The following is a 14,506-nucleotide window of genomic DNA, read 5'->3' as shown; positions in this document are numbered from 1 at the left end:
AGCCACGGTGAAACCATCCTGCAGGGAGAAGACAATGGATAATCAACACACCTCCGGGGCGTCGTCCCCAAAAGGCAGGCGGGACTCCGTCGTGGCCGAGGAAAGGCGTCAATTCGGCGGAATTAAGTTTGGGTCGGCCTTCTTTGGCTGGATGACTGCCACCGGCATCGCCGTGCTCCTCACGGCGCTGCTCACCGCCCTCGGCGCCGGTGTCGGCGTCGCAAACAATGCCGAACCGGCTGAGGTTGCGGAACAAGCCACCCAGAACGCGGAGACCGTCGGGGTTGTCGGTGCTGTCCTTCTCGCAGTAATCCTGTTCATCGCCTACTACTGCGGCGGTTACGTCGCCGGTCGGATGGCGAGGTTCGACGGCGTAAAACAGGGCCTTGCCGTCTGGCTGTGGGCCATCGTGGTCGCCGTCGTGCTGGCCATCATCGGCGCCATCGCAGGCAGTGAATTCAACCTCCTCAGCGGCCTGAACGGATTCCCGAGAATTCCGATCAATGAGGGCACCCTGACCACGGGCGGCATCATCGCCCTGGCGATTGCGGTGATTGTCCCGCTTATCGGCGCCCTCCTTGGAGGCAAAGCCGGGATGCACTTCCATCGCAAGGTCGATCAGGCCGGCGTGAACCACCAGGTTGGTCTGAGCGGGTAATTCGACGCCCTCATCCCCGCGCGCCGGGGTGCTCATCCCGCCCGTGCCGCGGTGGGGCGGCAGCCGCACCGCGGCATGGTCACTTATCCCCGGTGCGACGACCACCTACCTGCTAGTCGAGCAGCAGCGCCGGCTCCTCGAGGATCGAGGCGACGTCGGCCATGAAGCGGGCGCTGAGGTCGCCGTCGACCACCCGGTGGTCGAAGGAACCGCCGAGGGTGGTGATCCACCGGGGGATCACCTCGCCGTCAAGCACCCACGGCTTCTGCTTGATGGTGCCGAACGCCACGATCGCCACCTCGCCGGGATTGATGATCGGTGTTCCTGTGTCGATACCGAGGGCGCCGATGTTGGTGATGGTCAGGGTGCCGCCCTGCATCTGGGCCGGCTGGGTCTTCCCGGCCCGCGCAGTCACCGCCAGGTCGTTCAGGGCCAGGGCGAGCTCCTTCAGGGACAGGTTCTGTGCGTCCTTGATGTTGGGCACCATCAGCCCGCGGGGCGTCGCCGCGGCGATCCCGAGGTTCATGAAGTGCTTCACGAGGATCTCGTCGTCGGTCCAGGTGGCATTGACCGAGGGGTTGCGGGCCGCCGCCCAGATCACGGCCTTGGCCAGGATCAGCAGGGGTGAGACCTTGATGCCCTCGAAGTCGCGGGAGGCCTTAAGCCGCTTGACGAACTCCATGGTGCGGGAGGCATCGACGTCGACGAAGATGCTGACGTGCGGCGCGGAGAAGGCGCTCTGCACCATCGCCCTGGCGGTGGCCTTGCGCACCCCCTTCACGGGGATCCGCTCGATCCGGCCGGCGCCGTGCTTCTTCCGGTCGTCCCAGAACGAGTCGGCGCCGTCCTGTTCGGCGTCGCGCTGGGCCTGGTAGCTCATCAGGTCCTGCTTCGTCACCTCGCCGGATGACCCGGTGGCGGGAACATCGGCGAGGTTGATCCCGAGGTCCCGCGCGGCCTTGCGCACCGGCGGCTTAGCCAGGACGCGGTTGAGCAGCTGGTTCAGCGGTCCGGGCCGCGGGTCCGGCCGGCCCGCAGCGGGACCGGTGCCGTCGGCGCCGGCCGCCGGGAGGGCCGCCGGAACGGCAGGAGCCGGCGGTGCCGGAGGCGCGGGCGCCGGCTCGGGGGTGTTCGCGCCGGGGGCGCGCCGCGGCCTGCGGCGGACCGCGTCGGCCTTGGGGCCGGTTCCGACGAGAGGTCCGTTCTCCGGTCCGGCCGCGGGTTCAGCCGGCGGCGGAGTGGTCAGCTCGCCGGGCATTTCGGGGGCCGGCGTCTGGGCGGCCGGGCCGCCGGAGGCGGGCTCCCCTGGGGCCGGGACGGCGTCCTCGACGGCGATGATTGCGGTTCCCACCTCGACGGTGTCGCCCTCCGCCACCAGCAGGGCCGAGACCACGCCGGCGAACGGCGAGGGCAGTTCGACCAGCGACTTCGCCGTCTCGATCTCGACAATGGTGTCGTTCACGGCCACGACGGCGCCGGGCTGGACCTTCCAGGAAACGATTTCGGCCTCGGTGAGCCCCTCGCCGACATCCGGGAGGTGGAAAGTGTTCAGTGCCATTCGGTGTCCTTAGTAGGCAAAGGCCCGCTCAAGGGCCTCGAGGATTCGGTCGATATCGGGCAGGTAATGTTCCTCGGTGCGCGCCACGGGGTAGGGCATGTGGAAACCGCCCACCCGGATGACCGGCGCTTCGAGGGAGAGGAAGGCACGCTCGGAGATGCGGGCGGCGATCTCCCCGCCGATGCCCCCGAAGGTCGGCGCCTCGTGGGCCACCACCAGGCGGCCGGTCTTGGCCACGGATGCGGTGACGGTGTCGAAGTCGATGGGCGAGATGGAGCGCAGGTCGATCACCTCGACGCTGTGCCCGTCCTGCTGCGCCGCCTCCGCCGCCGCGAGGGCCACCGGGACCAGCGGGCCGTAGGCCACGACCGTTGCGTCGGAGCCCTCCCGCAGGACCTGCGCCGTGAACGGGCCCGGCGGGGCGTTGACGGTGTCGACCTCGCCCTTGAGCCAGTACCGGCGCTTGGGTTCGAAGACGATGACAGGGTCCTGGCAGTCGATGGCCTGCTGGACCATCCAGTAGGCGTCCTGCGGATTTGAGGGGGTGATGATCCTCAGCCCGGCGGTGTGTGCGAAGAGCGCCTCCGGCGACTCCGAGTGGTGTTCGACGCTGCCGATGCCGCCGCCGTAGGGGATGCGGATGACGACCGGAGCGCCAAGCATGCCGTCGCTGCGGGTGCGCAGCTTGGCCAGCTGGGTGGTGATCTGGTTGAAGGCCGGGAACACGAAGCCGTCGAACTGGATCTCGCACACGGGCCGGTAGCCGCGCAGCGCCAGGCCGATGGCGGTGCCGATGATGCCGGACTCGGCCAGCGGGGTGTCGACCACCCGGTCGGCGCCGAAGTCCCGCTTCAGGCCCTCGGTGATGCGGTAGACGCCGCCGAGCTCGCCGATGTCCTCCCCCATGAGCAGCGTCTTGGGATTGTTCTCAAGGGCGGCACGGAGCCCCTCGTTGATCGCCTTGGCGACCGTCATCACTGCCATCAGGACGTTTCTTCCTCTCCAATGAAGCCTGCTTCGTAGTCCCGCCACGCCTGCAGCTCCTCCTGCACCAGCGGATGCGGCTCCGCATACACGGTGTTGAAGCGTTCCTCGAGTCCCGGCGGCTGCATAGCCTGCACGTCGCGCCGCAGCTCGACGGCCATGGCCTTTGCCTCACCGACCAGCTCCTCGAAGAAGGCATCGTCGGCCTTCCCGGTGGTGCGCAGGTGCTTCTCCAGGCGGGCGAGCGGGTCGCGGGGATGCCAGTCCTCCTCTTCGCGGGAGAGCCGGTACTTCGTGGGGTCGTCGGCGGTGGTGTGCGCGCTCATCCGGTAGGTGAACGCCTCGATCAGGACCGGGCCCTTGCCGCTGCGGGCGTGCTCGAGTGCCCAGTTGGTGACGGCCTCGACGGCGACGACGTCGTTGCCGTCAACCCGGATCCCCGGGAAGCCGTACCCTTCGGCCCGCTGCGCCAGCGGCACCCGGGTCTGCACCGATGAGGGTACCGAGATGGCCCAGTGGTTGTTCTGGCAGAAGAAGACGACGGGGGCGTTGAAGGAGGCGGCGAACACCATCGCCTCGTGCACGTCGCCCTCGGAGCTCGCCCCGTCGCCGAAATAGGCCACCGACGCCGCCGGCGCCAGGGTGGGATCTGCGGCCTGGTCGCGCTGGAGGCCCATGGCATAGCCGACGGCGTGCAGGGCCTGGGCGGCAAGAACGAGCGTGTAGAGGTGGAAGTTGGTCTCGCGCGGGTCCCACCCGCCGTTGGTGATGCCGCGGAACAGGCGGAGCATTTCGGAGAGCCGGACGCCGCGGGTCAGGGCGACGCCGTGCTCCCGGTAGGTCGGGAACACATAGTCCTGGGACTGAAGGGCCCGGCCGGAGCCGATCTGGGCGGCCTCCTGGCCGGTCAGGGGCACCCAGAGCGCCAGCTGGCCCTGTCGCTGCAGGGCGGTGGCCTCCTGGTCGAACCGGCGGATGAGGTACATGTCCCGGTAGAGGGCCTTGAGCCGTTCCGCACCGGTGCCGCTGGAGAAGGCGCCGAATTCGGGATGGTCGTCCAGGCGCCCCTCGGGGTCGAGAAACTGGACCATGCCCGGGCCGCCGTCGGGTCCCGGCGGGGCGGCGGCGAGGGCAATCTCCTCCGATTCGAATTCAGCCGCAGGCAAACGGGTGCCAGTCATGACCACTCCTCAGTCGACGTATGCCCCTATTGGAATGCTTCGTGGACGCATACACCGGGATACATATGTTCGTTAAACGTACGGCTCCCACACTAGCCAGTGACGGCGGTTGAACCTATTTATGTCTGGTCAGCACCCGCCGGGCGCCACCGGGTATCCTGCGCACAGCGCCAGAAACCGGGAGTTGGCCTCGGGCTCCCCGATGCTGACCCGCACGCCTTCGGTGCCGAAGGCCCGCACGGACAGGCCCTGCAGGTCGGCCTGCGCCGCGAAGTCCGGAGTGGACTCACCGAGGGCGAGCCAGACAAAATTTCCCTGCGCGTCGGGGATCTTCCAGCCCAGCGCCCTGAGGCCCTCCACCACGCGGACCCGTTCATCAACGATGCCCTGGACCCGCTCAGCGACCTCGTCGAAGTGCTGGAGCGAGGCCAGGGCGGCGGTCTCTGCGATTTGCGACACCGCGAAGGGCACCGCGCTCATCCGCAGGTGCGCGGTGAGTCCGGGCTGGGACACCGAATACCCTACCCGGAGCCCGGCCAGTCCGTGCGCCTTGGAGAAGGTGCGCAGCACGATGACGTTCGGGTACCTGCGGTACATCTCAAGCCCGTCCACGACACCTGCGTCCCGGACGAATTCCTGGTACGCCTCGTCGAGAACGACGACAACCGAGGCAGGCACGCGGTTGAGGAAGTCTTCGACCGCGGCGGCCGACAGCGCCGGGCCGGTGGGGTTGTTGGGGGTGCACAGCAGGATCACGCGGGTCCGGTCGGTGACAGCGGCGGCCATGGCGTCGAGGTCGTGGGTGCCGTCGGCGCGGACCGGCACCGGCCGGGACTCCGCCCCGGCGAGCCCGACGCAGATCGGGTAGGCCTCGAAGGAGCGCCAGGCGTAGATGACCTCGTCCGGGGCGTCGAAGTCGTTCTGGCCGGCGAAGGCGGCGAGGATCTGGTTGAGGGCGCCAAGGCTTCCCGCGCCGGTCACGATGTCCTCGGCCGGCACGCCGAGGAAGGAGGCGAGTTCTCCCCGCAGCGAGGTGGTGGCCGGGTCCGGATACCGGTTGATGTCGGTGCGGTCGCGGATGGCGGCCAGGACGGCCGGCAGCGGCGGCAGCGGGTTCTCATTCGAGGAGAGCTTGTAGCTCTGCACCCCCTCCAGAACCGTGGGTGGCTTGCCCGCGGCGTAGCGCGGAAGTTTTCCCAGCACGCTGCGCGGGGAGATACCCGCGGCGGCCTCGGTGCTCTGGCTGTTGTTCGACGTCATGCCCATAGCCTAGCGCCGGGCCGCCGGTGGAGGGCCGGCCGGTCCCGTGCCCGCCGGCCCCTGCCCCGCGGGCGGCGCCGGAACGCCCGCCGGGAGTCCGGCGCGGCCGCCCGGCCGGCTGCTGCCCGGCGCCGCGGCGGCAGGGTGTTCCGCGGGGCGCCGGACCGCCCGGTAGAGGTGGCGCTGGGCACGTCCCCCGGTTGCCGCGAGGGCCGCCGCGGCCGGGGCCAGGGACGGCAGGGCGCTGGCGTCGACGAGCGCCGCCGTCTGCGCGTAGGTCGCAAGCTTGTGGGCGGCACCGAGCCCCTTGCCCTCGGCCCCGGGTCCGGCGGGCAGGGCGGGAACGGGGGAATCGGCCCGCACGGTGACGCGGTTCGGCTCGTCCGGGGCGGGGCCGCCGTCGAGCGCGGGCACGGTGTCGGCGGCGTGTTCGAGGTGGAGGTACTCGGCCGTCCCCGTCGGTTCCCAGCCCGTGGGGGAACCCAGGGTGACCACCAGGCGGACGTCGTAGGTGCCGCCCACGGCGCCGCCGGCCGCCAGGTTCATTGCGTGCATTCCGCCCTGGCTGTAGCCGGCGAGCAGGACGGTCTCACCCGGCCTTGCTCCGGCCTCGCGCAGGGCCTGCGCCACCGCGGCCCCGACATAGCGGCTGTCCTCATTGACGGCCTCCGCGATACCGGTGGCGTCGAAGGGATTGCCGGGCTCCGAGGGCTGCGTGCCGGGGAGGATCACGAGGTAGGCCGGTCCGGCGGGCCCGTCGGTGCGCAGGATCTCGAAGGAACCGGGCGGCGCCGCCTCCACGGCGGCAAGGCGGTCGGTGATCGCCTCGACGGTTCCCCCAAAGGCCAGCTGCTCCACCTCGGCCGGCGTGGTGAGGGCAAGCGGGCCCGGCACCAGCAGCCCCTCCCGGGTGGCCGCCGAGGCCGCGGCGCGGGCCGAGAGTTCCACCGACTCCGTGGCGCCAAGGACCGCGAGCCGCGCCGCGGCATCCGCGGCGAGATAGGCCAGGCGGGCCCGGGTGATCCGGCCGGCGGTCTCCTGAAGTTCGTTGCCGGACTCCGCGGTGCGCCCGCGGGCGGCGTCGAGCGCTTCGGCGGCGGCCCGTCCGGCGGCGCAGGCCTCCCGGCCGCCGGGGAGCCATGCGGACGCCAGTCGGGTGCGCTCAAGCTCGATGCTGAGGTGCAGCAGGGCCGTGGAGACCTCCCGCACGGCCTCGGCCAGCCCGCCGAGTTCCACCGCCGCCCGGTCGAGTTCCTCCCACTGGAACCGGATGCCGCCCAGGCCGCCGCGCACGCTCAGTCCCGGTCCGGACGCGGGGACCGGGGCCGGATCGTAGCCGCCGGCGGAGCTCACGGCCCGGTGCTGCCGGCCACGGCCCCCGCGGCGTGGCCGAGTTCGGTGGCGTACACCTCGGCCAGCCGGGCCGCCTGTTCAAGCAGTTCGGCCGCGCTTCCGACCGCTGAGGCGCGCCCGGCCAGATACTGCCGGAAGTTGCGGCCCGCCGGGGACTCCCAGTCGAGGGCCGCCACCCCGGCCGCCCGGTGGCGGATTTCCTCGAGCTCGCGGGCCTGCCGCAGCAGCCTGCCTCCAAGGTCGGCGGCGTCCCCGTTGGGGAGCCGAACGATCCCCTGAGCTGTCATGGCGGCCTCCTTGTGCTGCTGCCGGATGTCAGGATGCTAGTGCCGTCCGCTGCCGGGGTTGTCCGCCGGCCGCCTATGTGGATGCTCGCTGCGCCGAGGGCCCGGAGTCCGCCGGCCGTCCGGGCCGTGAAAGAATCGGAGCATGGCTGATACCTCCCCGACCCGTGTTGACCTTGCATCCATTCCCCAGGGAGAGGCCCCCTCGCTGGCCCTCGGGCCGTTGGACGGCCGGTACCGGGAGGCGTCCGCACCCCTGGTGAACCATCTGTCCGAGGCGGCCCTGAACCGCGACCGCCTGCACGTCGAGGTCGAGTGGTTCATCCACCTCACCCGCAGTTCCGTCGTCCCGGGCGCCGGCCCCCTCGACGCGGGGCAGGAGGAGGCGCTGCGCGCCATCGTCACCTCCTTCGACGCCGCCTCGGCCGCGGAACTCGCGGACATCGAGAAGGTAACGGTCCACGACGTGAAGGCTGTCGAGTATTTCATCGGGCGCCGGCTCCCGGGCATCGGCCTTGAGCGCCTGAAGCCCCTCGTGCACTTCGGCTGCACCTCGGAGGACATCAACAACCTCTCCTACGCCCTGGGCATCAAGGGCGCCGTCCGGGACGTCTGGCTGCCCGCGGCCCGCCGCCTGGTCGGAGCCATCGAGGACCTCGCCCGGGACTCCCGGTCCGTCGCGATGCTCTCGCGCACCCACGGCCAGCCCGCCACGCCGACCACGCTGGGCAAGGAGATGGCCGTCACCGCCCACCGGCTCTCCCGGCAGCTACGGCGCATCGAGGCCACCGAATTCCTTGGGAAGATCAATGGAGCCACCGGGACCTATGCGGCCCACTATGCCTCGGTCCCCTCGGCGGACTGGGAACAGGTGGCGCGCGGCTTCGTCGAGGGGCTCGGCCTGTCCTGGAATCCGCTCACCACGCAGATCGAGTCCCACGACTGGCAGGCGGAGCTGTACTCCGATATTGCCCGGTTCAACCGGATCCTCCACAACTTCTGCACCGATGTCTGGAGCTACATCTCCATCGGGTATTTCGCGCAGGTCCCGGTCGCCGGGGCCACCGGGTCCTCCACCATGCCGCACAAGGTGAACCCCATCCGGTTTGAGAACGCCGAGGCGAACCTCGAGATCTCCTCGTCCCTCCTTGATGTGCTCGCCTCGACCCTGGTCACCTCCCGGTGGCAGCGCGACCTCACCGACTCTTCGAGCCAGCGCAACATCGGGGTGGCCTTCGGGCACTCCCTCCTGGCGGTGAGCAATGTAATCAAGGGCCTGCAGCGGCTGGACGTGGCCGGCGCGGCCATCGCCGCGGACCTCGAGGGCAACTGGGAGGTGCTCGGCGAGGCCATCCAGATGGTGATGCGCGCCGAGGCCGTCGCGGGCACCGCCGGCCTTGACGACCCGTATGAGCGGCTCAAGGACCTGACCCGGGGTCGGCGCGTCGACGCCGACCGCATGCGCGAGTTCGTCTCGGGCCTCGGACTCGGCCCGGAGGCGGAGCAGCGGATGCTCGGGCTGACCCCTTCGACCTACACCGGGATCGCCGACCGGCTGGTCGACCACCTCGGGTCCTGACTCCGCCGGCCGGCCGGCGCCCGGCAGAACCCGGGGCGCCCCTACCGGCTGAGGTCGACCGTCACCCGGGCGGAGCTGTCCCACCGGCGTGCGGCCACCGCGGTGGCGGCCGCCGGTTCGGCCTGAACGGCCGCAACGGCCTGCCCCACCTGGTCGGCGGAGAGGCCGCGGGCCAGGGTGACGTGCGGCGTCCAGTTCCCGGTGAGGGTGGTGGCGAACTGCCCCTGCAGGCCGGTGAGGGCGTCCCCCACCCCCCGGTGCAGGTCCGTCAGCGCCGCGGAGACCACGACCTGGCGCACCAAAATGAACGTCCGCCGCCCTCCCCCGAAGAGCAGGAGACCGCCGAAACGCACCTCCTGCGGCAGGTCCCGGACCGCGCCGCGCAGGGCGGCATCGAGGGCCCCGTCGATGGCAGGTGCGGCCGCGAGGGTGATGTGGGGCCGGTTGCTCGGGGAGGTGTGCCGCGCCTGGCTGGGCAGATCCAGCTCCAGCAGCCGCACCCAGTCGCGGCGCACCACCTCCTCCGCGGCGGAGTCCAGGAGCAGTTCGACGCTGTCGCTCACGCTCTCAGCGCGGAGGCCGCCGCGGATCGCCGATGCCGACGGATCCGTCCTGTTCGGTCACCCCGGTGCGCGGGTTGCGCTGGGGCCGCTGGTAGGCGAACTCCCCGCCGTTGCGTCCACCGAAGGGTCGGCCGTGGTCGGCGTATTCCTCCCGGAAGAACGCGAGGCACCAGGAACCGAGCTGGACGCGAGCACCGGTGCGCAGTACCGATGGACCCGCCCCGCCGACGCTGCCGCTGACGGCGCCGTGCGGCACCAGGACGTATTCATCATTGGCGTCGTGGAGGATCTCCGCATGCAGCTCGTCGAGGCCCGGCAGCTGCAGGTCGGACCCTTCCGAGCCGCCGATGGTCGTCCGTTCACCCGCGAGCACGAACTCCCGCGGCACCTGTCCGTCCCACCGGGCCGAATCCTGGACGAAGATCAGCCGCGGGCGGCCTCCGCCCGGGGCGTAGTGGGTTGTGGTGATCTGGCGGCTGATCCGCCGGTTCACCGTGGGAACCAGCGGCAGCGGGGTCGGAGGCGGGAGCAGGCCCGTCGAGCCGGAGCGCTCGAGCGACCGCCGCCCCAGGTGCACGAGGGGGGCCAGGGCGGAGGGCGAGCCGAGCCGCAGGTGCGGCGAGCGTGTCAGGAGCCGCTGTGCCATTGAGGTTTCGACGGCGCCCAGGCTGACCAGGGGACCGCGCGGGCCGCTGACCGTCACGTCGAGACCGGCGTCGGCGAGGATCTTCGCGAACGCACGCACCCCGGAGAGGGCGGGAGGACTTCCGCCGAACGCGCCGGGGTTGTCACAGAAGATCGCAACACTTGAACCGGCCGCCGTCACCGTCCCCTTGATGACCGTGTCCTGGCCGCCGTCGGGCCCGGGCTCGGTCAGGGAGAAGGCGAGGTCGATGTCCAGTTTCAGCTGTGCCACCACAACGGTGCCTCAGCCGCGGTGGGGATCGGAACCGGGGGCGTCGTTGTCGCTGGTGGTGACGCGCAGGGTGCCGTTGAACTTCCAGGTGGCGCGCGGGGCGTCAGGCCCGACGTCGCGCGGCACCTCGACGGTCATGTCGATCAGGCTGTAGTTGACCGCGGCGCCCTTGCCGGTGAGGTAGCTCCACATTTCCTCGGCGAGGTCCGCCCAGTCGCGGATGGAACGCTCCTCCCGGCCGGCGGCGGAGAGGGACGAGGTGAATTCAGTCATGGTTGATTCCTTAGGTGGATCGAACGATGACAGACGTCCTCTAACTCCGTCTGACGGGTGGTTCAACGATAGCTGACCGTGCCGCGGCAGGAAACCCCTTGCCGCGGGCCTCCGGCTCACCAGCGGGAGTGGACCGTGGGCCGGAAGCGGCGGTCGTACAGCGCGGTGACGCCGTCGTGGATCGCGCGCCCGAGGTCAACCCGGCCGGCCGCCGCGGCGTTCGCCCGGGCCTGGGCGGCACTGCGGGCCCCGGGGATGACGGTGCTGACCCCCTCCTGGGCGAGGATCCAGGCGAGCGCGCCCTGTGCGGGTTCCACCCCGGCGGGAAGCAGCTGCGCGAACTCCTGCGCGGCGGCCAGCCCCGTTTCGTAGTCGACGCCCGAGAACGTCTCCCCGACGTCGAACGCGGCGCCCGAACGGTTGTAGTTGCGGTGGTCGTCGGCCGGGAAGACGGTGGAGGAGGTGTATTTGCCGCTCAGCAGCCCCGAGGCCAGCGGAACCCGGGCGATGATGCCGACCCCGGCGTCCCGGGCGGCCGGGAGGACGGCGTCGAGCGGCTTGAGCCGGAAGGCGTTGAGGATGATCTGCACCGTGGCCGTGTTGCCGCGCTCGATGGCCGCGAGGGCCTCGTCGGCGCGTTCGACGCTGACCCCGTAGTTCCGCACGGCGCCCTCCTCGACGAGGGTGTCCAGCGCGTCGTATACGGCCTCGGTGGTGTAGACGTCCGAGGGCGGGCAGTGGAGCTGGATCAGGTCCAGGGTTTCCATGCCGAGGTTGGCGCGGGAGCGGTCCACCCAGGAGCGGAAGTTCGCGAGGGTGTACTGGGGGGGGTCCTGCTGCACCCGCCGGCCCATCTTGGTGCCGATCACCAGGTCCAGTGCGGGGTTGGCCCGCCGGAACGCCCCGATCGTCTGTTCGCTCCGCCCGTCCCCATAGACGTCGGCGGTGTCGAAGAAGGTGGTGCCGGCCTCCGCTGCGGCCTCAAGGACCTCCAGTGCGTCCTTCTCCTGGACCTCGCCCCAGTCGGCGCCGAGCTGCCACGTTCCGAGGCCGATCACCGAGACCGGCCGGCCGGTTCTGCCTAGTGTCCGTTGTTCCATCCTTCGACTATAGGCGGTGGCCCTCCCTTGACTGTAAGCATGATTAGTAGTGGGGTGGGAACCACCTACGGAGGGATGACGATGAGATCACTGTGGCTGGATACCGCGCCGGAGATACCTGCAGAGCCGTTCTCCCCCGGGGCCGGATTCGACTCGGTGGTGGTCGGCGGCGGACTGACCGGCATGACCACCGCACTCCTGCTGGCCCGCGCCGGGCACAAGGTGGCGGTGCTTGAGGCGCGCCGGGCCGGAGCGGTCACCACCGGCAACACCACAGCCAAGCTCTCACTGCTGCAGGGCACCGGGCTTTCCCGGATCACCTCCCACCACGACGCCGAGCTGGCCCGGGCCTACGTCACGGGCAACCGCGAGGGGCAGAGCTGGATCCTCCGCTTCTGCGACGAAAACGGGGTGGGGTACGAGCGCCGGGACGCCGTGAACTACGCGGTGACCGACAGCGGCGCGAAAAGCCTCGACGCCGAACACGAGGCCTGCACGCAGGCGGGCCTGGGGACCGAACTGGGCAATGCCTCAACCCTTCCCTTTCCGGTGCGGCGCACCCTGAGGCTGGCGGACCAGGCGCAGTTCCACCCGCTGGAGGTGCTCGCGGCGCTGGCCTCGGAGCTGCGCCGCCACGGCGGGCGCCTTTTCGAGGGCGTGCGGGTCCAGGGCGCCTCGACCCCCAAGTCCGGCGGCGTGGAACTCAAGACGGACGCCGGAGCCGTGACGGCCCGCAATGTCGTGCTGGCCACCGGCATCCCCATCCTCGACCGGGGCGGATACTTCGCCGTCCTCAAGCCGCAGCGGTCCTACTGCATCGCCCTCGAGGTGACGGACCGGGTGCCCCCGGAGATGTACCTCTCGGTGGACGCCCCCACCCGTTCCCTGCGCACCGCCCGGGTGGGCGGCAGGGACTACCTCATCGTGGGCGGCAACGGCCACAAGGTCGGGCACCACTCAAACACCCAGGGCCTTGTCGATGACCTGACCCGCTGGGCCCGCGAGTATTTCCCGACGGCCCGCCCCGCCTACTCCTGGTCGGCGCAGGACTACCAGCCGGCCGCCGCGGTTCCCTACGTCGGCAAGGTCCCGGCCGGCGGCGGGCACATCTACGCCGCGACCGGTTACAACAAGTGGGGCATGACGAACGCGGTGGCCGCCTCGCTGGCACTTTCGGCCAAGATCCTGGGCGGGCACATGCCGTGGGCCGACACCCTCTACAGGACCCGGGTGACGCCCGTTGACGCGCTGTCGACGGCACGGGTCAACGCCGAGGTCGGGCTGGAGATGCTGACCGGCTGGGTGTCGGGCCTGGCGAAGACGGCCCCGGCGTCCCCGCCGGAGGGGCAGGGTGTCGTGGTCCGTGACGGCAGGAGCCCGATCGGGGTCTGCACCGTCGACGGCGTCGAGCACCGTGTGTCGGCGGTGTGCCCGCATCTGCGCGGAATCGTGAGCTGGAACACCGCCGAAAGGACGTGGGACTGCCCCCTGCACGGGTCCAGGTTCACCGCCGACGGAACGGTGCTTGAGGGGCCGTCAACCTCGAATTTGGGCAGCGGCATCTAACCACAAGTGCGGCCTTGGTGCCATTGGGTGGATGGCCTATGGGAAGATGGGGGTAACTGTTAAGATGCCTGTCACTCTTTTGACACTGTCGCGCATAGGATAGATATATATAATGACCACCCACGTCGGGCCCGAACGCCCACCATGGCGCCGACTGTTCGGCGTTCCCCTGATCGTGACCCTCGCCTTCGCCGGCCTGATGGTGCTGACGGCCGTGCTGACCGGGCTGCCCCTTCGTGATCCGGAGGGCTTCCTCGGCCCCAGCTACGTCCGGTTGCCCCTGACCGTGCTCGGCGTCATCGCCGCCGACGTCATCCCGCGGGTGCTCCTGCAGCGCCCCGCTCCGCGCGACCTCGTGCGCGTGACCCGCAGGATTTTTAAGCAGAGGTGGACCGGGCACCGGATGTCGGTCGCGGCCGCCGGCCTGGCGAGCTTCTACCTCGCTTACGTGGCGTACCGGAACCTCAAGAGCTTCCTGCCCTTCCTTCAGGACCACCTGGCCGACGCCGCACTGGTCGAGACCGACCGCTGGTTCGGGGGCGGCGGCAACCCCGCCGACGTGCTCCAGCAGCTGCTCGGCACCGGCATCACGGCGGAGGTCCTTTCCTTCGTCTACATGATCTTCCTGATCTTCGTGCCGATCTCCCTCGCCGTGGCCCTCGTCTGGTCCAAGGACCTGTCCCTGGGCGCCTGGTATGTGGGCGCGCTCTGCTTCAACTGGGTCATTGGAACGGTGACCTACTACGCGGTTCCCTCGCTGGGCCCGATCTACGTGCAGCGCGCATCCTTCACCGATCTCCCGGACACCGCGGTCTCAAGCCTCCAGGAGTCGCTGTACCGCAACCGGTTGACGGTGCTTGCCGACCCGCATTCGACGCAATCGGTGCACGGCATCGCGGCCTTCGCCTCGCTGCACGTGTCCATCGTCTTCACCGCCGCTTTGGTCGCCCAGATGGCGCGCCTGCCCCGGGTAGTCCGCTGGGTGATGTGGATCTACTTCGCCCTCACAGCCGTGGCCACCGTCTACTTCGGCTGGCACTACGTCATTGACGTCTTCGCCGGCCTCGCGGTGGGCGGACTGTCGGTCTGGCTTGCCGCGGTGTCGGTCGGCCGGGCGAACCTGCGCTTCGGGGCAGGAACGGACCAGAACCTGCTCGACGCACGCACCGGGACCGCCGCGCTGCGCTGACGCACTGCCCGGCTGGGTCCGGCGCCCGGCCGCAGGCCGGGT

At 70.4% G+C, this 14,506-nt stretch carries 14 protein-coding genes; 4 read left to right on the top strand and 10 right to left on the bottom strand.

Annotation, left to right across the window (positions count from 1 at the left end; all coding sequences use genetic code 11):
* The first annotated feature begins 34 nt into the window (after positions 1-34).
* A complete protein-coding gene (locus GVV86_RS15990) occupies positions 35-658 on the top strand; it encodes a hypothetical protein (RefSeq protein WP_159620531.1) in 624 nt (207 codons plus the stop codon).
* Positions 659-770: 112 nt separating this feature from the next.
* On the opposite strand, the gene GVV86_RS15985 is transcribed toward GVV86_RS15990, so the two are convergent.
* The 6 genes from GVV86_RS15985 to GVV86_RS15960 all read right to left on the bottom strand — a co-directional run bounded on the left by GVV86_RS15985 (position 771) and on the right by GVV86_RS15960 (position 7,281).
* Positions 771-2,216: a dihydrolipoamide acetyltransferase family protein gene (locus GVV86_RS15985; protein ID WP_159803358.1), complete on the bottom strand. Its 1,446-nt coding sequence runs from the start codon at positions 2,214-2,216 to the stop codon at positions 771-773.
* Positions 2,217-2,225: 9 nt separating this feature from the next.
* Entirely contained in the window at positions 2,226-3,200 is a 975-nt protein-coding gene (locus GVV86_RS15980) for an alpha-ketoacid dehydrogenase subunit beta (protein WP_159620527.1), read from the bottom strand.
* On the bottom strand, positions 3,200-4,381 hold the full coding sequence (gene pdhA, locus GVV86_RS15975; protein WP_159620525.1) for a pyruvate dehydrogenase (acetyl-transferring) E1 component subunit alpha: 1,182 nt from the start codon (positions 4,379-4,381) through the stop codon (positions 3,200-3,202). The genes GVV86_RS15980 and pdhA overlap by 1 nt, the downstream gene beginning before the upstream one ends.
* A gap of 129 nt (positions 4,382-4,510) precedes the next feature.
* Positions 4,511-5,641, bottom strand: a complete 1,131-nt coding sequence (locus tag GVV86_RS15970) for a histidinol-phosphate transaminase (protein WP_159803357.1) — start codon at positions 5,639-5,641, stop codon at positions 4,511-4,513.
* A 9-nt stretch (positions 5,642-5,650) separates the two neighbouring features.
* Positions 5,651-6,994: a lipase family protein gene (locus tag GVV86_RS15965; RefSeq protein ID WP_159803356.1), complete on the bottom strand. Its 1,344-nt coding sequence runs from the start codon at positions 6,992-6,994 to the stop codon at positions 5,651-5,653.
* The gene (locus GVV86_RS15960) at positions 6,991-7,281 is read right to left on the bottom strand and encodes a hypothetical protein (protein WP_159803355.1); all 291 of its coding nucleotides are present in this window, start codon (positions 7,279-7,281) and stop codon (positions 6,991-6,993) included. The genes GVV86_RS15965 and GVV86_RS15960 overlap by 4 nt, the downstream gene beginning before the upstream one ends.
* 142 nt (positions 7,282-7,423) lie before the next feature.
* Here GVV86_RS15960 and purB point away from each other — a divergent pair, with 142 nt between their 5' ends.
* The gene (purB, locus tag GVV86_RS15955; protein WP_159620518.1) at positions 7,424-8,857 is read left to right on the top strand and encodes an adenylosuccinate lyase; all 1,434 of its coding nucleotides are present in this window, start codon (positions 7,424-7,426) and stop codon (positions 8,855-8,857) included.
* A gap of 41 nt (positions 8,858-8,898) precedes the next feature.
* On the opposite strand, the gene GVV86_RS15950 is transcribed toward purB, so the two are convergent.
* The 4 genes from GVV86_RS15950 to GVV86_RS15935 form a co-directional block, all read right to left on the bottom strand.
* Positions 8,899-9,420, bottom strand: a complete 522-nt coding sequence (locus GVV86_RS15950; protein WP_159803354.1) for a 2'-5' RNA ligase family protein — start codon at positions 9,418-9,420, stop codon at positions 8,899-8,901.
* 4 nt (positions 9,421-9,424) lie between these two features.
* Positions 9,425-10,336 (bottom strand): FHA domain-containing protein, encoded by a 912-nt coding sequence (locus tag GVV86_RS15945; protein WP_159803353.1) that lies wholly within the window; start codon positions 10,334-10,336, stop codon positions 9,425-9,427.
* Between the two features lie 12 nt (positions 10,337-10,348).
* On the bottom strand, positions 10,349-10,609 hold the full coding sequence (locus GVV86_RS15940; RefSeq protein WP_120166332.1) for a hypothetical protein: 261 nt from the start codon (positions 10,607-10,609) through the stop codon (positions 10,349-10,351).
* A gap of 116 nt (positions 10,610-10,725) precedes the next feature.
* Entirely contained in the window at positions 10,726-11,709 is a 984-nt protein-coding gene (locus GVV86_RS15935; RefSeq protein ID WP_159803352.1) for an aldo/keto reductase, read from the bottom strand.
* Between the two features lie 75 nt (positions 11,710-11,784).
* On the opposite strand from GVV86_RS15935, the gene GVV86_RS15930 reads away from it, so the two are divergent.
* Together GVV86_RS15930 and GVV86_RS15925 are read left to right on the top strand one after the other, a co-directional pair.
* Positions 11,785-13,275 (top strand): FAD-dependent oxidoreductase, encoded by a 1,491-nt coding sequence (locus GVV86_RS15930; protein ID WP_343033085.1) that lies wholly within the window; start codon positions 11,785-11,787, stop codon positions 13,273-13,275.
* A 112-nt stretch (positions 13,276-13,387) separates the two neighbouring features.
* Positions 13,388-14,464, top strand: a complete 1,077-nt coding sequence (locus GVV86_RS15925) for a phosphatase PAP2 family protein (RefSeq protein ID WP_159803351.1) — start codon at positions 13,388-13,390, stop codon at positions 14,462-14,464.
* The last annotated feature ends 42 nt before the right edge of the window (positions 14,465-14,506 follow it).

This window comes from Arthrobacter zhaoguopingii, from assembly GCF_009828595.1.
Lineage (GTDB): Bacteria > Actinomycetota > Actinomycetes > Actinomycetales > Micrococcaceae > Arthrobacter_D > Arthrobacter_D zhaoguopingii.
Note: the sequence above shows the minus strand (reverse complement) of the source record. Positions and strands in the feature narration are given on the sequence as shown.

Bases quoted from the DNA above. Each gene is read 5' to 3' on its own strand.
- GVV86_RS15940 (WP_120166332.1), bottom strand. From the start codon at position 10,609: ATGACTGAATTCACCTCGTCCCTCTCCGCCGCCGGCCGGGAGGAGCGT.
- GVV86_RS15990 (WP_159620531.1), top strand. From the start codon at position 35: ATGGATAATCAACACACCTCCGGGGCGTCGTCCCCAAAAGGCAGGCGG.
- GVV86_RS15935 (WP_159803352.1), bottom strand. From the start codon at position 11,709: ATGGAACAACGGACACTAGGCAGAACCGGCCGGCCGGTCTCGGTGATC.
- GVV86_RS15925 (WP_159803351.1), top strand. From the start codon at position 13,388: ATGACCACCCACGTCGGGCCCGAACGCCCACCATGGCGCCGACTGTTC.
- GVV86_RS15970 (WP_159803357.1), bottom strand. From the start codon at position 5,641: ATGACGTCGAACAACAGCCAGAGCACCGAGGCCGCCGCGGGTATCTCC.
- GVV86_RS15985 (WP_159803358.1), bottom strand. From the start codon at position 2,216: ATGGCACTGAACACTTTCCACCTCCCGGATGTCGGCGAGGGGCTCACC.
- GVV86_RS15980 (WP_159620527.1), bottom strand. From the start codon at position 3,200: ATGGCAGTGATGACGGTCGCCAAGGCGATCAACGAGGGGCTCCGTGCC.
- purB (WP_159620518.1), top strand. From the start codon at position 7,424: ATGGCTGATACCTCCCCGACCCGTGTTGACCTTGCATCCATTCCCCAG.
- pdhA (WP_159620525.1), bottom strand. From the start codon at position 4,381: ATGACTGGCACCCGTTTGCCTGCGGCTGAATTCGAATCGGAGGAGATT.
- GVV86_RS15930 (WP_343033085.1), top strand. From the start codon at position 11,785: ATGACGATGAGATCACTGTGGCTGGATACCGCGCCGGAGATACCTGCA.
- GVV86_RS15960 (WP_159803355.1), bottom strand. From the start codon at position 7,281: ATGACAGCTCAGGGGATCGTTCGGCTCCCCAACGGGGACGCCGCCGAC.